General features: G+C 74.0%; 16 protein-coding genes and 1 riboswitch. Of the genes, 9 read left to right on the top strand and 7 right to left on the bottom strand.

Features of this window, described 5'->3' with window-relative positions; translation table 11 throughout:
• Positions 1-1,523, bottom strand: a 1,523-nt coding sequence (gene metE, locus VKZ81_RS27680; protein WP_324244646.1) for a 5-methyltetrahydropteroyltriglutamate--homocysteine S-methyltransferase, incomplete at its 3' end; no start/stop codon positions are given.
• A gap of 137 nt (positions 1,524-1,660) precedes the next feature.
• Positions 1,661-1,878: riboswitch (cobalamin riboswitch) on the bottom strand.
• Between the two features lie 105 nt (positions 1,879-1,983).
• Between metE and VKZ81_RS27675 the strand changes: the two genes are divergently transcribed.
• From VKZ81_RS27675 to VKZ81_RS27655, 5 genes are read left to right on the top strand one after another with little or no spacing between them, the layout of a single operon-like run.
• Positions 1,984-3,600: an ABC transporter substrate-binding protein gene (locus VKZ81_RS27675; RefSeq protein ID WP_324244644.1), complete on the top strand. Its 1,617-nt coding sequence runs from the start codon at positions 1,984-1,986 to the stop codon at positions 3,598-3,600.
• On the top strand, positions 3,588-4,628 hold the full coding sequence (locus tag VKZ81_RS27670; RefSeq protein WP_324244643.1) for an ABC transporter permease: 1,041 nt from the start codon (positions 3,588-3,590) through the stop codon (positions 4,626-4,628). Before VKZ81_RS27675 ends, VKZ81_RS27670 begins: the two co-directional genes overlap by 13 nt.
• Positions 4,625-5,479: an ABC transporter permease gene (locus VKZ81_RS27665; RefSeq protein WP_324244642.1), complete on the top strand. Its 855-nt coding sequence runs from the start codon at positions 4,625-4,627 to the stop codon at positions 5,477-5,479. Before VKZ81_RS27670 ends, VKZ81_RS27665 begins: the two co-directional genes overlap by 4 nt.
• Positions 5,476-6,300, top strand: a complete 825-nt coding sequence (locus VKZ81_RS27660; RefSeq protein WP_324244641.1) for an ABC transporter ATP-binding protein — start codon at positions 5,476-5,478, stop codon at positions 6,298-6,300. Before VKZ81_RS27665 ends, VKZ81_RS27660 begins: the two co-directional genes overlap by 4 nt.
• Positions 6,300-6,956: an ABC transporter ATP-binding protein gene (locus tag VKZ81_RS27655; RefSeq protein ID WP_324244640.1), complete on the top strand. Its 657-nt coding sequence runs from the start codon at positions 6,300-6,302 to the stop codon at positions 6,954-6,956. The genes VKZ81_RS27660 and VKZ81_RS27655 overlap by 1 nt, the downstream gene beginning before the upstream one ends.
• Here VKZ81_RS27655 and VKZ81_RS27650 read toward each other — a convergent pair.
• The 3 genes from VKZ81_RS27650 to VKZ81_RS27640 are packed head-to-tail and all read right to left on the bottom strand — an operon-like array spanning position 6,905 to position 10,958.
• Positions 6,905-8,815 carry a nuclear transport factor 2 family protein gene (locus tag VKZ81_RS27650; RefSeq protein WP_324244639.1) on the bottom strand — a complete coding sequence of 637 codons (1,911 nt, stop codon included), beginning with the start codon at positions 8,813-8,815 and terminating at the stop codon, positions 6,905-6,907. The genes VKZ81_RS27655 and VKZ81_RS27650 overlap by 52 nt on opposite strands.
• Positions 8,812-9,360, bottom strand: coding sequence for a nuclear transport factor 2 family protein (locus VKZ81_RS27645; protein WP_324244638.1), 549 nt, complete (start codon positions 9,358-9,360; stop codon positions 8,812-8,814). Before VKZ81_RS27645 ends, VKZ81_RS27650 begins: the two co-directional genes overlap by 4 nt.
• A gap of 14 nt (positions 9,361-9,374) precedes the next feature.
• Complete coding sequence (locus VKZ81_RS27640; protein ID WP_324244637.1) at positions 9,375-10,958, bottom strand: ABC transporter substrate-binding protein; 1,584 nt, start codon at positions 10,956-10,958, stop codon at positions 9,375-9,377.
• A gap of 203 nt (positions 10,959-11,161) precedes the next feature.
• Here VKZ81_RS27640 and VKZ81_RS27635 point away from each other — a divergent pair, with 203 nt between their 5' ends.
• Both VKZ81_RS27635 and VKZ81_RS27630 read left to right on the top strand, forming a co-directional pair.
• Positions 11,162-12,175 (top strand): ABC transporter permease, encoded by a 1,014-nt coding sequence (locus VKZ81_RS27635; protein ID WP_324244636.1) that lies wholly within the window; start codon positions 11,162-11,164, stop codon positions 12,173-12,175.
• Complete coding sequence (locus tag VKZ81_RS27630; protein ID WP_324244635.1) at positions 12,172-12,750, top strand: carboxymuconolactone decarboxylase family protein; 579 nt, start codon at positions 12,172-12,174, stop codon at positions 12,748-12,750. Before VKZ81_RS27635 ends, VKZ81_RS27630 begins: the two co-directional genes overlap by 4 nt.
• 12 nt (positions 12,751-12,762) lie before the next feature.
• Here the strand turns inward: VKZ81_RS27630 and VKZ81_RS27625 are convergent, their stop codons facing one another.
• Positions 12,763-13,674, bottom strand: a complete 912-nt coding sequence (locus VKZ81_RS27625) for an SDR family NAD(P)-dependent oxidoreductase (RefSeq protein WP_324244634.1) — start codon at positions 13,672-13,674, stop codon at positions 12,763-12,765.
• A gap of 36 nt (positions 13,675-13,710) precedes the next feature.
• Here VKZ81_RS27625 and VKZ81_RS27620 point away from each other — a divergent pair, with 36 nt between their 5' ends.
• Positions 13,711-14,295 carry a TetR family transcriptional regulator gene (locus VKZ81_RS27620; protein ID WP_324244633.1) on the top strand — a complete coding sequence of 195 codons (585 nt, stop codon included), beginning with the start codon at positions 13,711-13,713 and terminating at the stop codon, positions 14,293-14,295.
• A gap of 7 nt (positions 14,296-14,302) precedes the next feature.
• Here VKZ81_RS27620 and VKZ81_RS27615 read toward each other — a convergent pair whose 3' ends face one another.
• Positions 14,303-14,929, bottom strand: a complete 627-nt coding sequence (locus tag VKZ81_RS27615; protein WP_324244632.1) for a TetR/AcrR family transcriptional regulator — start codon at positions 14,927-14,929, stop codon at positions 14,303-14,305.
• Positions 14,930-15,070: 141 nt separating this feature from the next.
• On the opposite strand from VKZ81_RS27615, the gene VKZ81_RS27610 reads away from it, so the two are divergent.
• The gene (locus VKZ81_RS27610) at positions 15,071-16,099 is read left to right on the top strand and encodes an aldo/keto reductase (RefSeq protein ID WP_324244631.1); all 1,029 of its coding nucleotides are present in this window, start codon (positions 15,071-15,073) and stop codon (positions 16,097-16,099) included.
• Positions 16,100-16,115: 16 nt separating this feature from the next.
• Here the strand turns inward: VKZ81_RS27610 and VKZ81_RS27605 are convergent, their stop codons facing one another.
• A complete protein-coding gene (locus VKZ81_RS27605) occupies positions 16,116-18,692 on the bottom strand; it encodes an ATP-binding protein (protein WP_324244630.1) in 2,577 nt (858 codons plus the stop codon).
• Between the last annotated feature and the right edge of the window lie 58 nt (positions 18,693-18,750).

Here is an 18,750-nt window from a genome sequence, read left to right as displayed (position 1 = left end):
GACTGCACCCACCCGTTCTGGGTGGTCGCGAACCCGTCGAGGTGCTCGGCGAAGTACTGCACCATGTCGTTGCGCTCGGGCTCCCCGTGCACGAGGACGTCGAGCCCGATCTCCTCCTGCAGGCGCACCACCCGCTCGATCTCGGCCCGCATCCGCGCGACGTACCCGGCGTCGTCGAGCTCGCCCGCACGGTGGGCGGCGCGGGTGGCCCGGATCGACGCGGTCTGCGGGAACGACCCGATCGTCGTGGTCGGCAGCGGGGGCAGGCGCAGGTGCCGCTGTTGCGCGGCCCGCCGTTCCTCCGCCGGGGCGCGAAGGTAGTGGTTGCGACCGAGTGCGTCGAGCCGGGCCCGGACCCGGTCGTCCCGGGCGGCCGGGGCGCCCCCGGTCGGCTCGGCGGCGACGGTATCGCGGCCTTCGTGCAACGCGCGCGAGAGCAGGACGACCTCGGCCACCTTCTGCCGGGCGAACGCGAGGCGCTCACGCAGGGCCGGATCGAGACCGGTCTCCAGTTCGAGGTCGTAGGGCACGTGCGCAAGGGAGCACGAGGTCGAGATCTCCACCCGGCCGGCGGAACCCAGCAGCGTCGCGGCCCGGGCGAGGGCACCGCCGAGGTCGGTGCGCCACACGTTGCGCCCGTCGACCACCCCCGCGAGCACCGTCTTGTGGCGGAGCCCGGGCAGGGAGGCGGCGACGTCGACGTCGGCCACCCCGGCGACGAGGTCCAGCGCGATCGCCTCCACCGGGGAGGCGGCGAGCACCGGCAGCGCGGGTCCGAGGTGGCCGAAGTAGCCGGCGACCAGGATCGCGGGCCGCTCCGCGAGCGCGCCGAGGCGGGCATAGGCGCGGCGCAAGGCGTCCAGCTCAGCAGGCGTGCGGTCGGCGACGAAGGCGGGCTCGTCGAGCTGCACACAGCCGGCCCCGGCCACGGCCAGGTCGCCGAGCAGCTCGGCGTAGACGTCGAGCAGCGGGTCCAAGAGGTCGAGCGGCGCGAATCCCGCCGGCGTGCCGGGCGCGCGCTTGGCCAGCAGCAGGAACGTCACCGGCCCCAGCAGCACCGGGCGGGTGCGCAGACCCTGCGCGAGCGCCTCGGTGAACTCCTCGAAGGGCTTGCGGTCGGTGAGCGCGAACCGCGTTTGGGGCCCCAGCTCCGGCACGAGGTAGTGGTAGTTCGTGTCGAAGAACTTCGTCAGCTCCAGCGCGGGCACCCCGTCTCGGCCACGAGCCATCGCGAACATCTCGTCCAGGGGATCGAGGCCGAGCGCGGCGAACCGCTCCGGCACCGCCCCGACGACCCGGGCCGCATCGAGCACCTGGTCGTAGAACGAGAACGTGTTCGACGGCACCGAGCCGAGCCCGGCGGACGCGAGCTCCGCCCAGGTGTCCCGGCGCAGGCCGATGGCGACCTCGTGCAGCTCGGCGGCGCTCGCCGCGCCGGACCAGTAGCGTTCGACGGCGCGCTTGAGCTCACGGCGCGGCCCGATGCGGGGATAACCCAGGACGGTCGGCCCCAGGGTGGGGATCTGTGGCACTGCTCTCTCCTCGCGAGCGGTTCCGAAGAACCCACGACCGCGGGGCAGGAAGCAGCAACCGGGGTCCTCGCACGAAGCGGCCCGGCTCCACCGGCCCACCCACGAGGCCGCGGATCAGCGCACACCGGGTGGTGTGCGCACCGACGGCAGGTCTTCGGACTCGCGGGCACGCACCTCCAGGTGCACCTACTGACCGTCGCTTCCCAGGCCGTGTGGCCAAGTGCTCATGACGGTGGTCGTTCCCGCTCACCGCTGCGGGGCAGTCCCGGACTCCCACCGGGTTCCCTCTTGCCTCGTCCCGGGCCACGACCGGCACCCGGGACGAACCGCCGGCGCAACACAGCTTACGCCGACCCCCGATGTGATCAGCGAGGCTCTTGCCTTTAACTCGCTGTTGCATCTTTAATGCAACAGCGAATGATCGGCTCGAGCGGGGCCATGGAGGGCGGATATGGCGCGCGGTGCGAGGAGCTCGCCGCGTTGGGCAGCGCTGGCCGCCGCGGCGGCGATGGCAGTGGTGGTAGCCGGCTGCGGGACGCCGACCCCGGCGCCCGCCGCCGCGCCCCCGGACGAGCTGCGGCTCGCGATCGGCGGCGAGTCCGAGGAGGGCTACGACCCGACGCTGGGGTGGGGGCGCTACGGGTCGCCGCTGTTCCAGTCCACCCTGTTGACCCGCGACGCCGACCTGAACGTCGTCCCGGACCTCGCGACGAACTACTCGGTGAGCGAGGACGGCCTCGTGTGGACCGTCGACATCCGCACCGACGCGCGGTTCACCGACGGCACCCCCGTCACCGCGCGGGACGTCGCCTATACGTTCAGCACCGCCGCGCGCAGCGGCGGCCTCACCGACGTGACGGCCCTGCAGGAGGCGGTCGCGGTCGACGACGACACCGTGGAGCTGCGGCTGACCGCGCCGCAGAGCACGTTCGTCAACCGGCTGGTGTCGCTCGGGATCGTCCCCGAGCACGCCCACGGCCCCGACTACGCGCGCAACCCGATCGGCTCCGGCCCGTTCCGCTTCGTCCAGTGGGACCCGGGCCAGCAGCTGATCGTCGAGCGCAACGACGACTACTACGGGCAGTTGCCCGCCTTCCGCCGGGTCGTGTTCCTGTTCACCGACGAAGACGCCACCGTGGCGGCGGCGACCGCCGGCCAGGTGGACGTGGCCGCGGTGCCGTCGTCGCTGGCGACGGCCACCATCCCCGGGATGCGGCTGGAGGCGGTGACCTCGGTCGACAACCGCGGGATCTCCTTCCCCACCGTGCCCGACACCGGCCGGACCGACGCCGACGGGCGCCCGATCGGCAACGACGTCACCTCCGACCTGGCGATCCGGCAGGCGGTGAACTGGGCCGTGGACCGGCAGGCGCTGGTCGACGGCGTCCTCGCGGGGTACGGCTCGCCCGCGACCGGGCCGGTCGACGGCCTGCCGTGGTACGAGCCGGCCTCGGCGATCCCCGGCAACGACCCGGCCCGCGCGGCCTCGATCCTCGACGCCGCAGGCTGGGTCGACTCCGACGGCGACGGGGTACGCGAGCGGAACGGGGTGCGGGCGGCGTTCACGCTGCTGTACCGGGCCGAGGACAGCCTGCGCCAGGGCCTGGCGCTGGCCGTCGCCGACATGGTCCGCCCGGTGGGCATCGATATCACCGTATCCGGGGTCAGCTGGGACGCCATCACCAACCGCCTGCACGCCGATGCCGTGGTGTTCGGCTGGGGCAGCCACGACCCGACCGAGATGTACAACCTCTACTCCTCGCGGCAGGCGGGCATCGAGTTCTGGAACCCCGGCTACTACTCCAACCCGACCGTGGACGCGCACCTCGACGCCGCGATGGCCGCGACCGACCCGGAGGTGGCCAACCGGCACTGGCGGGCCGCGCAGGCCGACGAGAACGGCGTCGGGTTCGGGCCGGCCGGGGACGCGGCGTGGGCGTGGCTGGTCAACCTCCAGCACACGTACTACGTCGACGAGTGCCTGGACATCGGCCGCCCGCAGATCGAGCCGCACGGGCACGGCTGGCCGATCACGGCGGGCATCACCGGTTGGCGTTGGACCTGTTGAGCCCGGTGCGGGTGATCTCGGCGGTCGGGGGCCGCGTCCTGCGCCTGGCGCTGCTGCTCGCGACGGTGGCGGTGGCGTCGTTCGTCCTGATGGTGAACTCCCCGGTCGACCCGGTGAGCGCCTACGTCGGCGCCGACGTCGCGGTGATCGGGCCGGAGCAGCGCGCGCTCATCGCCGAGCGGTGGGGGCTCGACGACCCGCCGCTCGAGCGGTTCGGGGCCTGGCTGGGCAACCTCCTGCAGGGCGACCTCGGCCACTCGCTCACGTTCAACCAGCCCGTCACGGAGGTGATCGCGCAGCGGTTCCTCACCAGCCTCGCGCTGATGAGCGCCGCCTGGCTGCTGTCCGGGCTGATCGGCTTCGCGCTCGGCGTGCTGGCCGGGGTGCAGCGCGGCCGGGCGGCCGACCGCGTCGTGACGTGGTGGGCGTACACGCTCGCCTCGGCCCCGACGTTCTGGGTGGGCCTGCTGCTGCTCTACGTGTTCTCGGTGCGGCTGGGCTGGACGCCCGTGTGCTGCGCGGTTCCGGTCGGGGTCACCGCCGACGAGGTCGGCCTGCTCGACCGGATCCACCACCTGCTCCTACCCGCGGTGACGCTGTCGATCGTCGGCGTCGCCCCGGTCGTCCTGCACACCCGCCACGCCGTCGTCGAAGCGCTGGAGAGCGACTACGTCGCCTTCGCCCGCGCACAGGGCGAGTCGACGGCGGGCGTGGTGCTGCACCGGGTGTTGCGCAACGCGGCGGCGCCCGCCCTGCTGCTGCAGTTCAGCTCGTGGGGCGAGCTGTTCGGCGGATCCGTGCTGGCCGAGCAGGTCTTCTCCTACCCGGGCCTCGGCGCCGCCACCACCGCGGCCGCGCTCGGGCAGGACGTGCCGCTGCTGCTCGGGATCGCGCTGTTCACCACCGTGTTCGTGTTCGTCGGCAACGCGATCGGCGACCTCGTGCACGCGCAGGTCGACCCGCGGATCAGACGGGTGGGCGCGTCCTGGCGCTCCCGTGGCCGGGCGACCGCCGAGGAGGTGGCATGACCACCACCATCGCCGCGCAGGCGGCGGAGCACCTGCCCAACCGCAGGCGCCGCACGCTGTTCTGGATCGGCGCCGCCGCGGCCGTGGTGCTCGGCGTCGTCGTCGCGGGCACGCTGAGCGCGGACGCCGCCCAGACGACCGCGCTGGCCGACCGCAACCTCGGCCCGTCCGCCGCCCACCCGTTCGGCACCGACTGGCTCGGCCGCGACGTGCTCGCCAGGGCCCTCGCGGGCCTGCGGCTGTCGCTGCTGGTCGGCACGTCCGCAGCGCTGATCTCCGCCGCGATCGCGGTCGTGCTCGCCTGCGCGGCCGTGGTGTTCGGGGGCGTCGTCGACCGGATCGTGAGCTGGCTGGTGGACGCGTTCCTCGCCCTCCCCCACCTCGTGCTGCTCATCCTGCTGGCCTTCGCGCTCGGCGGCGGCACGCACGCGGTGGTGATCGCCGTGGCGGTCACCCACTGGCCCACGCTGACCCGGGTGCTGCGCGGCCAGGCCCGCCAGGTCATGGCGTCGGACTACGTCGCCGTGGCCCGCGGACTCGGCCGCAGCAGCTGGGCGATCGCGTCCACCCACCTCGCACGCCACGTCCTCGGACACGTCGTCGTGGGCACGGTCCTGCTGTTCCCGCACGCCATCCTGCACGAGGCGGCGCTGTCGTTCCTCGGGCTCGGCGTCGATCCGGCCGAGCCGTCGATCGGGGTCCTGCTCGCCGAGTCGATGCGCTACCTCACCGCGGGCGCCTGGTGGCTGGCCCTGTTGCCCGGGCTGTGCCTGCTGATCGTCGTCAAGCTCGTCGACACGATCGGCGAGAACGCCCGTGCGCTGGTCGACCCGAGGAGCGTCCACCTGTGACCCTGTTGCGGATCGAGGACCTCACCGTCTCGTTCGTGCAGTACGAACGGGGCCTGCGGCGCCGCGTCGTCCCGGGCCTCACCGGCATGGACCTCGACGTCGCCGCCGGCGAGGTCGTCGCGCTCGTCGGCGCGAGCGGAGCCGGCAAGAGTCTGCTCGCCCACGCCGTGCTCGGGCTGCTGCCGCCGAACGCCGTAGAAGGCGGTCGTGTCCTCGTCGACGGCACCGAGGTTCCGCCCGCCGAGCGCAGGCGGTTCGCCGGACGCGACATCGCGCTGCTCCCCCAGTCGGTGACCTACCTCGACCCGGTCGCCCCGGTCGGCAGCCAGGTGCGCCGCGCGGCCCGGCTGGCCGGGCTGCCGCAGCCGCGGGCCGCGGCGGGCGAGGCGCTGCGCCGGTACGGCCTCGGTCCCGAGGTGCTCGACCGTTACCCGCACGAGCTCTCCGGCGGGATGGCCCGCCGCGTGCTCGTCGCGATCGCCCTGCTCGGCGATCCGCGCGTCGTCATCGCCGACGAACCGACTCCCGGCCTGCAGGCCGACAGCGCCGAGGCGGTGCTCTCCCAGCTGCGGGCCCGCGCCGACGCGGGCTGCGGCGTCCTGCTGATCACCCACGACCTCGTCGGCGCGCTCGCCGTCTGCGATCGGGTCGTGATCTGCGACGCGGGCCGGACCGTCGACACGGCGGCGCCCGCGGACTTCCGCGGCGACGGCGAACACCTCGCCCACCCCTACACCCGCGCCCTCTGGCAGGCGCTTCCCGCCAACGGCCTGCGCGCACCGCGCCAGGACGGGATCTGCACGACGACGGGGGCGAGCTGATGCTGCTGTTCGACGACGTGCGCTTCCGCTACGGGCCCCGCCGGCCCTGGGTCGTCGACGGCGTCCGGCTGACCGTCGCCCCGGGCGAGGTCGTCGGCCTCTGTGGGCCCAGCGGGGCCGGTAAGAGCACGCTCGGCCGGCTCGCGGCCGGGCTGCTGCGGCCGCTGGCCGGGCGCATCGAGGTCGACGGGGAGCCGGCGCGTCCGCGGGCCCGTACGCCGCACCCGGTTCAGCTCGTCCTGCAGCACCCCCAGCTCGCCATGGACCCCCGCTGGACGATCCGAGAGGTGCTGGCCGAGGCCGACCCGCACACCCGCCCCGACCCGGAGCTCGTCGCCGACCACTGGCTCGACCGCTACCCGCACGAGGTGAGCGGCGGCGAGCTGCAACGGGTCAACCTCGCCCGCGCCCTGCTCGCCCGGCCGCGCTACCTGGTCGCCGACGAGATCAGCGCGAGCCTCGACGCCCTCACCCAGGCCCGGATCTGGCACCTGCTGCTCGACCGGGCCCGCGCGGACGGCATCGGCGTCCTCGCGATCTCCCACGACCGCGCGCTGCTCGACGCGGTGGCGTCGCGGGTGGTCGAGTGGGCCGACCTCGCGGCTCAGGCCACCTCGACCCCGTCCACCGCCGGGCCCGTCGGCGGCAGCTCGTAGCCGTGGCGGGTCATGCTCGTGCCGGGAACGGCCCGGCTCGGCGCGCAGTCGGGCCAGTACCGCTCGGGGGTGCGCCCGCTCACCGGGTTCCGGTAGCCGAACCACATCGGCGCGATCTCCGGCCACACCCGCGGCCGGCCGACGCCTCCGAGCAGGCCCTCCACCCGGGCACCCAGCTCCGGCATCGCGATGTCCGGCGGGCACGCCTCGACCAGCCGGCTCCGGTCCGGGCGCGCGGTCGCCCGGCCGTCCCCGGCCGCGGCCCAACCGCCGTGCCAGGTCGGTGACACGAAGGAGTACTCGTCGATCGTGACGCTCCACAGCCGCCACACCCCGTCCTCGAGCACCGCCTGGTCGTTCGGGTAGCAACCGCCGTGCAGGCCGGTCCAGTCCGGGTCGACGCGGCTCGCGGTCCGCGTCTGCAACAGCCGGGTGCGCAGGTTCGCCGACCGAGCGTCGTGGGACACGTGGACCACGCTCTGCGGGCGCCAGTGGAACACCGCCCGCTCGCGCCGCGCGTCGGCCCGCCGCCGGGCGCCCCGCGCAGCGACCGCCGCCTCGAGGATGCGGTCGCGCCCGACGTAGTACCCGACGAACGGGCTCTGCTTGTGGCCGCACACCGCGAACAACCGCGCCAGCTCCGGCCACTGGAAGTCGTCGAGGTAGTAGCCGTAGGCGGCCGAGACGTTCTCCACGGCGTCGTAGGCGCGGGACCGGGCGAGCCGGCGGGCGAGGTCGGCCAACCGCACGTCCGCCGGGCGCCCCGGTGCGTCAGGACCGCAGCGGGCCCGCACGCGCCGGGACAACCGCCCGGCCTCGCCGCGGCGCACCGCCCGCTGGTGGCCCCACCCGTCCGCGTACTCCGCGCGCACCATTCGTGTCACGGTGACGCTCTTCATCCGCCACAGGCCGTCGCGCTTGACGAGCACGCCCCCGAACCGGGCGAACTCCCAGTACCCCGTTCCGCGGTTCGCGTCGCCGAGCAGGCCGACCGTGATGCCGCGCACGCGCGCCTGGGCCCCGTCGACGTCCACGACCAGGTCGAAGATCGGCCAGTCGTTGAGCTCCCCGCGCCGCAGCCCTTCCGGGCCCATCGTCGCGCAGGCGTCCCGCACGCCCTGCGGCCCGGTGTACTCGGCGCCGCCGACGCGCACGGCGGCGTCGGCGGCCGAGTCGTCGTCGAAGAGGTCCACCACGTCGGTCCACATGCGCCGGTCGACGTAGTAGCCCAGGGCGTGCACGAGGTTGCGGACGTCGTCCTCGTCGTTCAGCCGGGCGATCCGCGCCGCGAGCGCGTCGACGTCGTCCGACCCGGAGCCCGTGATCTCCGGGACCTCCCCCACCGGGGCGCCCACCTCGTCGGCGGTGAAGTGCCGCGGGACGATCGGCACCCCCTCCGGGTCGACGTTCGTCCAGCCGTCGGCGTAGTCGCCCGCGTACAGCGGGGTGTGGTCGACCGCGGCGATCCGCCACCCGCCGCCGGTGCGGGCGTAGCGGTTCTCGTAGATGCCTGCCTCGATCCGCGCGCCACCCGCACCGTCGCCCAGGAAACGCATGCCGTGCCAACGGCCCCGCGCCGTGCGCCCGTCCGCGGAGAGCGTGACGAGCGGCTGGTCGACGACCTCGGTGTGCAGCGCACCCCACCGTCGCAGGGTCCGCTCGATCCAGGCGCCGACCGCGGCGCGCCCGGTCAGGCGCTCGTCGCCCCAGCGGACCTCGGCGTCGTCGGTGAACAGGTCGATCGCCTGCGCGACGTCGCCGACCTGCACCGCGTGGGCGAGGTGGCGCTGGACGTCCTTGACGTCCCGGACCGACTCGACCCGTTCGACGGCGTGCGCCAGCGTCCCGCCCCCGGTCACGGCGTGGGCGGCGGTCCGAGCAGCGGGCGGGCGTAGGAGGGGTCCTCCTTGCTGCGGCGGGCCCACAGGAGGTGGTGGCTGCGGTCGCGTGCGTCCAACGCCGCCTCGTACTCCACGATGAGCACGCGGCGCGCGATGCGCCATTCGCCGTTCCGCCGCTCGAACCGGTCGACGTAGCGCCCGCCGCTCAGCCCCAGCCGCGGCTGGTCCGGCCGCGCCCCCGGCTTGAGCCCGACGATCAGCTGGAAGTACGTCTCCGCGTGCGCCACGTCGCCGTCGAGGTCGATGGAGGTGTTGATCAACAGGTGCTGGCTGAACGTGCGGTGTGCGTCGCGCACCTGCCAGTCGGCGATCAGCGCCTCCGCCGCCGGGTGGTAGTCGATCGAACCGCCGTGGTGGTCCGTCGCGTCCGGGTGGAACACCGACCGGAGCATGTCGAGGTCCTTGCGGTCCAGCCCCCGCGCGTACCGGTTGAGGCAGTCGAGGATCGCCTGCCGATCGGCGAGCTCCTGGACCACCCTGCGGAACGCGTCCTCCTCCTGCACCCTGCCTTCCCCCTTCACACCGCGGGCGCCATCGACAGCCACGGTAGGCGGTTGGACGCCGGCTGCGGCTCGTCCTGCCCCGCCCACCGCGAGGTGTTGACCGACGGGAACTGCCCGTTGAACCAGACCACCGGGGCGTAGATCATCAGTTCGGCCGCGCGCTCCTGGAAGGCGTGGAACGCCGTGGCCCGTTGCTCGCGGCTCGCGGCCCCCGCCGCCTCCAGGGCGGCCGCGTCGATCTGCGGGTCGCAGATCCCGGACGGGTTCGCGCTGGCCCGCTTCTCGGGGTTGCACATGTACCAGCGGGCCATCGCGATGTTCGGGTCCGGGCCGACGGTCGCCGGCAGGAAGCTGATCCCGAAGTCGCCGTCGGTGTAGACCTTCTCGGTGTAGACGGCGGCCGACGTGCCCACGAGGTTCACCCCGACGCCGACGTCCGCGAGCATCGACCGGGCCAGCTCCGCCATCGCCGCGGTCTCCGTGCGCTCCGCGGTGTAGCGGAGGTCCAGCGTGAACCGCACACCGTCCGGCCCACGCGGGAACCCGGCGTCGTCGAGCGCCTTGTTGATCGCGTCGACGTCCCGCGGGAAGTCGCGGGAGAAGTCGATGTTCGGGCTGTTGGCCCAGCCGAGCGAGTCCGGGAAGAACGTGGTCGCCGGGCGGCCGAACCCCTGGAGGACGACGTCGGCGACCGCCTCCCGGTCGATCGCGGAGAAGATCGCCCGCCGGACGGCCGGGTCCGCGAGGTACGGGTTCTCCCCGTTGAACATCATCGCGACGTACTGCGGGTAGGCGAACTTCTCCAAGAGCATCGTGTCCGGGTTGTCGCGGACCCGGCCGAGCTGGGCGACGTCCACCACGGCCTGGTCGATCTCACCGGCGAACAGCGCCTCCGTGCGCGCGGCCGCGTCTCCCATGATCGGGAAGATCGCCCGGTCGACCTGCACCGGACCGCCCCAGTAGTCCGGGTTCTTCACGAGGACGATCTGCTCGCCGGACGAGTACGACTCGAACATCATCGGGCCGGTGCCGATCGGCGCCATGTTCGCCTCGTTGGTGACGTAGTCGGTGCCTTCGTAGAGGTGCCGGGGCACCATGAACTGCGCGGCGACCGTCTCCAGCAGCGGCCCGTAGGGCTCCTTCATGTGCAGCACGACCGTGGCGTCGTCGACGATCTCGACGGAGTCGAGGCGCGCGGAGATGTCCTGCCCGTAGAACGACAGCGGCACGATCTCCTCGAAGTTGAACTTCACGTCCTGCGCGGTGAACGGCGTGCCGTCGTGCCACTGCACCCCCTGGCGCAGCGCGAGGCGCAGGTCCATGCCGTCCTCGCTGAGCTCCCAGCTCTCGGCGAGCGCGGGCGACAGCTCGTAGTCGGTCGAGATGAAGATCAGCGGCTCCAGGATCTGTGCGCTGAACATCGCCGTCATCGGGGCGGCGATCAGCTGCGCGTTGAGCCCGCGCGGGTCGTCGTCGATGGCGACGACGTACTGGCGCTCCGCACCGTCGCCACCGCCTCCCGCGCACGCCGTGACGGCCAGGGCGACGGCGGCGACGGCCGACACGAGCGCCGACCAGGACGTTCTCCTCGCTCCCACGGGGACCCCTTCCATCGAGCGCCGACGATCGATGCACGCTGTTCACATCCCGGTGAGCATGTTCAGAATACGGTCGGCGATGGACGGTGTCCAGGGCGTCGTCGCGGCGCAGGGGATGCTCGTTGCGGGTATCACGGCGTGGACACGCGCCGAATGCGTTCGTATGCTGACCTGACAGTGCGTACTGCGAACGAGGGAGTTCGATGAGGGCGCGCCTGGTCTACTGGGGACGGCTGCTGCTGTCGTCCTTCGTGCTGTTCATCGCCGTGATCACGGTGCTGTTCTTCCTGCTCGAGATCGCGCCGGGCGACCCCGTGCAGAGCCTCGTGGGCGACGTGCCCCTGTCCGACGAGTTCCGCGCGCAGATCACCGCGGCCTACGGCCTCGACCAGCCCGTCTGGGACCGGTACCTGCGCTACCTCGGCAACGTGCTGACCGGGAACCTCGGTTACTCGTTCGGGACGAACAACGAGCCGGTGCTCGACCTGATCCTCGACCGCGCGGGCAACACGCTGGCGCTGACCCTGCCGGCCTTCGCGATCTCGACGCTCGGCGGCGTGCTCCTCGGCTCCATCGCCGCTCGCACCCGCAGGCGCTGGCTGGACGGCGGCCTCTCGGGCATCGCGGTCGCGCTGTTCTCGGTGCCGAACTTCTGGCTCGGGATGCTGCTGATCATGACGTTCTCGATCGGGCTCGGCTGGTTCCCGACCCAGGGCAAGAGCCCGTACGGGGCGTCCGGGATCGACCTGCGCCACCTCGTCCTGCCGGTCATCACGATGGCCACGTCCGAGCTGGCCTACAAGACGAGGATCATGCGCTCCTCGATGATCGAGGCGCTCGGGCAGGACTTCGTCGACACCGCGCGCTCGAAGGGGCTGTCGCGGCGGCGCATCCTGTGGCGGCACGCGCTGCCGAACGCCCTGCTGCCGATGGTCACGGTGTCGGGCTACAGCCTCGGGTTCGTCCTCGCCGGCTCCGTCCTCGTCGAGCGCGTGTTCGGGTGGCCGGGCATGGGGCTGCTGTTCGTCGACGCGATCGAGCGGCAGAACAACATGGTCGTCCTCGGCGTGGTGATCGTGCTGACGGCGGCGATCATCGTGATCAACATCGTCACCGACGTGGTCTACGGGCTGGTCGACCCGCGCCTGCGGGCGCGGTTCGACCCCGGCAGGCCGGACCGGACGGCGCCCCAGGCGGCCGCCGCGGAGAGGGGGTGAGCGTGGCGGGGAGGCTGGCCCGCATCGCGCCGGAGGAGATGACGCCGGAGCAGGCGGAGATCTACGCGAAGTTCACCAGCGGCAAGCGCGCCGCACCGGGGAGCCCTTTCTCCCTCGTGCACCCGGACGGCGGACTGATCGGCCCGCCGAGCACGTGGCTTCTGAGCCCACCGTTGGCGCGGGTGTTCGAGCAGGCCGGCGGCGCGATGCGCTTCGAGCTGCAGCTGTCGGACCGGGCCCGGGAGATCGCGCTGCTGCTGCACGCGTTCCACCGGGACTGCGCGTTCGAGATCCACGCGCACCGGCGGGCGGGCCGCGCGGCGGGCCTCACCGACGACGAGATCGAGGGGCTCGCGACGCGCACCGCCCCGGACTTCCGGTCCGAGGAGGAGCGCTCGGTGTTCGAGACGACCATCGCCCTGCTGGACCGCAGGACGCTCGACGACGCCGAGTACGCGGCCGCGGTCGACGTGCTGGGCGAGCGCACGCTGTTCGAGCTCGTGTCGCTGGTCGGCTACTACGACATGGTCGCGACGCAGATGTCGGTCTTCCGGGTGGAGGTGCCCGGCGACTGACGCCGGCCCCGATCACGCCGGCCCGGTCGCGGTGGTGAGGCGCTCGCACATCCGCCAGATCCGTTCTCGCACCAGCGGGTCGTCCGTGGCGGCGGGCCACGGGGCGAACCGGCCGCGCAATCCGAGGTAGTGGGCGTGCGCCGCCCGAGCCTCGGCGTCCGTCGCGCCGACCAGGCGCACGGCGTTGCGCGCCGGCGCAGCCGCATCGCCCCACAGCACCGGCATCAGCGGTTTCAGCAGCGGCACGACCGGGCGCAGCAGCCGGGGGTACGCGCCCAGCGGTAGCGACCGGTTCATCTCCGTGTGGGCGTGGCCGGGATAGGCCACGACGACCGCGACCCCGGCGGCGTCGACCCGTTCCGCGAGCGTGCGCGTCATCGCCATCATCGCGAGCTTGGAGCGGTTGTACTGGGTGTCGGTGACCCAGCCGCTGAAGGCCTTCTCGGCCTGCAGGTTGTCCGGGTCGAGCCGCCCGCGCGGGACACCTCCCGCGGTGTTCACCACGCGCGCGACGCCGCCGCCGTCGCGGCGGGTGCGTTCGAGGGCGGGTAGCAGGAGCCGGGTGAGCAGGTAGGGCGCCAGGACGTTGCCGGCGAACGCCGTCTCGACGCCGTCCTCGGTGAGCTCGCGGCGCGCCGGGTTCACGCCGGCGTTGTTGACCAACGCGTACAGCGAGCCGCACCGGTCGGTGACGGCCCGCGCGAGCGCGCGCAGGTCGCGTTGGCGGGTGATGTCCGCGCACACGGCGTCGACCGCGGGGTTCCCGGTGCCGACCCGCAGCTCGTCGACCACGGTGGCGGCGCGGTGCGGGTCCCGTCCCGTGACGATGACGCGCGCGCCGAGCCCGGCGAGCGCGCGGGCGATCTCCTTGCCGATCCCCCCGGTGCCACCGGTGACCACCACGGTCCTGTCAGTGAGTGACATGTTGGACAGTCAATGCCGAAAGGTAGGCTGCGTGTCATGAGCGGCGGGCTGCGGGAGCGGACCCGCTCGGCCGTGCGCGCCCAGCTGGCCGAGCTCGCGCTGGAGCTGTTCGCAGAGCACGGGTTCGACGAGACGACGGTGGAGCAGGTGGCGCGCGCGGCGGGCGTGTCCACCCGCAGCCTGTTCCGCTACTTCCCGACGAAGGAGGACATGGTCCTCGACTCCGTGGACGCGATGGGCGACGCGGTGGCCGAGGAGCTGCGGGCGCGGCCCGCCGACGAGGACCCGTGGACCAGCCTGCACGCGGTGCTGCACACCTGGGCGACCCGGATCGCCGCCGCCGGCGAGCGGCTGACGCGGCTGCAGCTGATCGAGCGGACGCCCGCCCTCCGCGCGCGGTCGGCGCAGCGCCGCGAGGAGGCACGCCTGCGGGTCGCCGAGGTGCTGCGGGAACGCACGGGCCTCGACGCGTTCACCGCCGACCTCCTGACCGCCGCAGCGGGCGCGGCGCTCGAAGCGGCGGAGCGGGAGTGGCTGCGTTCCGGCGGCACCACCGATCACGCCGCGCTCGTCGACCGCGCCTTCGCCGCCCTGCGCCCCACGTCGGCCGCGGCCGGGTGACCGGGGCTCAGGAGGAGGACCCGACCGCAGCCGCGCCGTGGCGCAGCCCGTCGACGAGCAGCGCGACCATGCGCCGGCTGTAGCCGATCCCCTCGTCGCTCGGCGGCAGGCACAGGTTCGACACGGCGTACAGCAGGTCCTTCGCGGAGACGTCGGCGCGGATCTCCCCCGCGGCCGCCGCCGCCTCCAGCAGTGATCCGAGCGCCGGCCCGAGCCGCTGCATGAAGTAGCCGGGCAGAGCGTCGTAGGCCGGGTCGCCCGAGTGGAGGGCCGAGGCGAGCCCCCGCTTGGTCGCGAGGAACTCGGTGTAGCGGTCCAGCCACCTCGCCAGCGCCTCGACCGGCCGGTGGGCCGCGGCCAGCGCCGGGGCCGCGTCCGCGCAGGCGTCCACCTCGCGCTGGAACACGGCCTTGATCAGGTCCGAGCGCTGCGGGAAGTGCCGGTACAGCGTGCCGACGCCGACGCCCGCCAGGTCCGCGATCTCCTTCGCCGGCGCGTCGACCCCCGACCTGCCGAAGGCCGTCTTCGCCGCTTCCAGCAGGGCGTCGATGTTGCGTTGCGCGTCGGCGCGCAGCCGCCGCTGCGGCCGGTCGTCCCCGCCGCCACGCGCTGCACCGGTCGCGTTGCCCGCCACTGCACCTCCTCGCTTGCCAACCGGAACAGCATTCCGTATAGTTCCGGAAGAGCGTTCCGCTTAACCGAGCGTACGGCACGCCCGGAGCGCACGCCACCGCTGCGCCTTTCCGCCCGGCGCCCCTCATCCCTGGAGAACCCCATGCAATACCGCACCCTCGGCCGGACCGGCATCAGGGTCAGCCCCTACGCGCTGGGCGCGATGATGTTCGGCTCGCTGGGCAACCCCGACCACGACGAGTCGATCAAGATCATCCACAAGGCCCTCGACGCGGGGATCAACGTCATCGACACCGCCGACGTGTACTCCCACGGCGAGTCGGAGCGGATCGTCGGCAAGGCCCTCACGGGTCGCCGGGATGCCGTGGTACTCGCCACGAAGGTGAGCAGGCCGATGGGCGATGACCCGAACCAGCGGGGCACCTCCCGGCGCTGGCTGGTACGCGCCGTGGAGGACTCGCTGCGCCGGCTGGACACCGACCACGTCGACCTGCTGCAGATCATGCGACCCGACCCGGACACCGACGTCGAGGAGACCCTCTCGGTGCTCACCGACCTCATCCGCGCCGGGAAGGTCAGGGCCATCGGCACCTCGTCGATGCCCGCATCGGACATCGTCGAGGCCCAGTGGGTGTCCGAGCGGCGCGGCCTGGCGCGGTTCCGCAGCGAGCAACCGCCGTACTCGATCCTCGACCGCGGCAGCGAGCGGGAGGTGCTGCCGGTCGCCCAGCGGCACGGCATGGGCACCCTGGTCTGGAGCCCGCTGGCCGGCGGGCTGCTGACCGGCCGCTACCGCAAGGGCCGACAGCCCGACGCGCACCGCACCCGATTCGGCTTCACGCACCTCACCGACGAGCGCAGGCTCGACGCGGTGGAGCGGCTCATCCCGGTGGCCCAGGAGGCCGGCCTCCCGCTGACCCACATGGCGATGGCCTTCGCCATCTCCCACCCGGGGGTCACGTCCGCGATCATCGGGCCGCGGACGATGGAGCACCTCGACAGCACGCTCGCGGGCCTCGACGTCACCCTCACCGACGACGTGCTCGACCGCATCGACGCGATCGTCCCCCCGGGCACGGACGTCGGCCGACTCGACATGGCCTACGACCCGCCCGCGATCGAGCGGCCCCGCCTGCGCCGGCGCCCGCTCGACGAGCGCGCCGCGGCCTGACCACAACCCGGCGCGCTCAGACCGAGCCCGTGGCGATGCGCACCGCGTCGCGGCGGTTGTCGGCGCCGAGCTTGTCCAGCACCGCGCTGACGTGGTGGTTCACCGTCTTCACCGACAGGACGAGGCGGCGGGCGATCTCGGCGTCGGTGAGCCCCTCGCACAACAGGGCCAGCACCTCGAGCTGGCGGGCGGTGAGCCCGGCCGGGTTGGCCCGGGTCACCGGCCGCGGACCGCGCGGTACCCGCCGCACGCCGAACCCGCGCAGCCGCGCCCGGAGCCGGGCCGCCAGCGGCTCGGCGCCGAGGTCGGTGGCGATGTCGAGCGCGGTGAGCAGGGCCTGCTGGTCGTCGGCGGCGGCGAGGGCGCGGGCGCGGTCGAACGGGCGCCCCCACCGTTCCCACACCGCCGCCGCGGCGTGCCACTCGCCCGCCGCGGCCAGCGCGTACGGGTCGTCCGGGTCCGGGGGGCCGAGCTCGGCCGGGTCGAGGGCGCCCGCTCGGCAGAGCCAGAACCCGAGCTCGCTCGCCACGCCGGCCAACCCCAGCCGCTGCGCGAGCCCCCTGGCCTCCTGCAAGGGCGCGACGGCGCCGTCCCACCGGCCGGTGAGCTCGGCGTGCTCGGCCAGCACGCACGCGGCGGGCGCGACGTGCTGCACCATGCCGCACGTCTCCGCGACCGTCCACAGCTCGTCCAGCGTGGCCGCGGCCTCCGGGACGCGGCCGCGGCGCAGCCGCAGGAGGGCCTCGGTCACGAGGGCGTAGATCCCGGTGATCCCCCGTCCCTCCGGCTGGGCCAGCACCCACGCGGCCGACCGCTCCGCGCCCGCCCAGTCGCCGTCGGCGAGCTCCTGGGCCGCCTGCAGCCCGCGCAGGTACTGCAGCGGGCCCAGGATGTCGCGGGGCTGCAGGTAGTCGATGCCCTCGGCGATCCAGCGCCGGGTCGCCGCCCGATCGCGGCGCAGCGCGGCGCCCGCGGCGAGCCCCTCGTAGGCGAGCCCGGCGTCGAAGTGCGCCCCGGTCGTCCGGGCGTGCCGCAGGCAGTCCCGCAGCACGGTGTCGTCGCCGTCGAGCGTCGCGCGCAGCAGGCCGATGCGGCCCCGCACGTGGCCGAGCGCGGCCGGGTCGCCGCAGCGCTCGGCGAGGTCGACGGCGCGGTCGGCCGTGCGTTCGGCCTCCTCCCTCCGCCCGCCGTAGAGGCCGATGCGCATCGCGAGGTCGCTGTAGGCCATCGCGTGCTCCGGGCCGGGCGGCTGCCCCTCCAGCACCTCGAGCGCCGCGGCGAGGCGCCGTTCCATGTCGTCGCGGCGGCCCGCGTACCAGTACAGCTGGGAGAGCCGACGCAGGTTGCGCCCGATCCCCGACGCCTCGCCCCGCGCCTCGCGCAACGCGAGCGCCCGCTCCGCTGCCCGCAGCGCCTCCCCGATGCGGCACGTGGTGGACGCCTCGACCGTGAACGCCTCCAGCAGCTCGGCCCGCTCGGCGTCGGAGTAGCGGTCGCCGAGCTCCAGCGCCCTCCGGTAGTGCGCCGTGGCCTCCCGGTGCGCACCGGCCGCGGCGGCCGCCCGCGCGGCGAGCGGTGCGACGACGACGAGCGTGTCGAGGTCCGCGGCGCGATCGGCGTGGTGGACGAGCCGGGCCGGGTCCGCGCCGGCGGCCTGCAGCGCCGCCAGCACGCGGGCGTGCAGCCCGCGCGCCCGGGACGCGGGCAGCGCCTCCTCGACCGCACGCCGGGCCAGCTCGTGGCGGAAGGCGAGCCCGTCGCCCTGCCACACGACCACGCCGCGCTCCTCGGCGACCCCCGCCCGCTCCGGCCACCCCGGGCACAGGACGTCGAGCAACGCGGCCTCCGTGCGGGCGGGGACGACCGCGAGCAGGTCGAGCAGCTCGCGGGTGGGCGGCGGCAGGCGCGCCACCCGCGCCATCACCGCGTGGCTCACCGAGGCGGGCGTGCCCTCGTGCTCGGCGGCGAGCAGCTCGGTGACGAAGAACGGGTTGCCCCCGGTCGAGGCGTAGAGCCGCCTGCCCGCCTCCTCCTGCCCGGCGAGCTGCACCACGGCGTGCGGGGAGAGCGGCGCGAGCGCGATCCGCACCGCGGCCGGGGCGCGCAGCCCGCCGAGCACGCGGCGCAGCGGCGCCTCGGCGGACAGGTCGTCGTCGCGGTAGGTGAGCACGAGCAGCGCCGGCAGCCGCTCGATGCGGCGGGCCACGAACGCGAGCGCGTCGAGGCTCGCGTCGTCGGCCCAGTGGACGTCCTCCACCACGACGACCGTCGGCGCGCCTCCGGCGAGCTCGTCGAGCAGCGCGGTGAACACCGCGTGCACGTCGCCGCCGGCGAGCGCACGGGCCAGCGCCGGGCCGGACCGGCGGCTCAGGTCGTGGATCGGGCCCAGCGGGCGCGGGGTCAGAAGGTCGTCGCAGGCGCCCTCGCGGACCGCGACGTCCGTGCCCACACCGGCGAGGAACGCCCGCACCACCGACGTCTTGCCGAGCCCCGCGCCGCCGCTCACGAGCGCGACGCGCCCCTCGCCGCGCCGCGCCGAACCGAGTGCCGCGTGCAGGTCGGCGAGCGCCTCGTCCCGCTCCAGCAGGGGCATGAGCTGCAACCTACGCGGGGCGCGCCGCGGCCGGACCCGCCCGAAGGCCCCAAATCCG

The organism is Pseudonocardia sp. (genome assembly GCF_035305885.1).
Lineage (GTDB): Bacteria > Actinomycetota > Actinomycetes > Mycobacteriales > Pseudonocardiaceae > Pseudonocardia.
This window is presented reverse-complemented; position numbering and strand designations above follow the sequence as displayed.

What these genes read in the sequence shown, in the direction of transcription:
- VKZ81_RS27610 (WP_324244631.1), top strand. Translation starts at nt 15,071, where the DNA reads ATGCAATACCGCACCCTCGGCCGGACCGGCATCAGGGTCAGCCCCTAC.
- VKZ81_RS27675 (WP_324244644.1), top strand. Translation starts at nt 1,984, where the DNA reads ATGGCGCGCGGTGCGAGGAGCTCGCCGCGTTGGGCAGCGCTGGCCGCC.
- VKZ81_RS27655 (WP_324244640.1), top strand. Translation starts at nt 6,300, where the DNA reads ATGCTGCTGTTCGACGACGTGCGCTTCCGCTACGGGCCCCGCCGGCCC.
- VKZ81_RS27665 (WP_324244642.1), top strand. Translation starts at nt 4,625, where the DNA reads ATGACCACCACCATCGCCGCGCAGGCGGCGGAGCACCTGCCCAACCGC.
- VKZ81_RS27625 (WP_324244634.1), bottom strand. Translation starts at nt 13,674, where the DNA reads ATGTCACTCACTGACAGGACCGTGGTGGTCACCGGTGGCACCGGGGGG.
- VKZ81_RS27620 (WP_324244633.1), top strand. Translation starts at nt 13,711, where the DNA reads ATGAGCGGCGGGCTGCGGGAGCGGACCCGCTCGGCCGTGCGCGCCCAG.
- VKZ81_RS27635 (WP_324244636.1), top strand. Translation starts at nt 11,162, where the DNA reads ATGAGGGCGCGCCTGGTCTACTGGGGACGGCTGCTGCTGTCGTCCTTC.
- VKZ81_RS27605 (WP_324244630.1), bottom strand. Translation starts at nt 18,692, where the DNA reads ATGCCCCTGCTGGAGCGGGACGAGGCGCTCGCCGACCTGCACGCGGCA.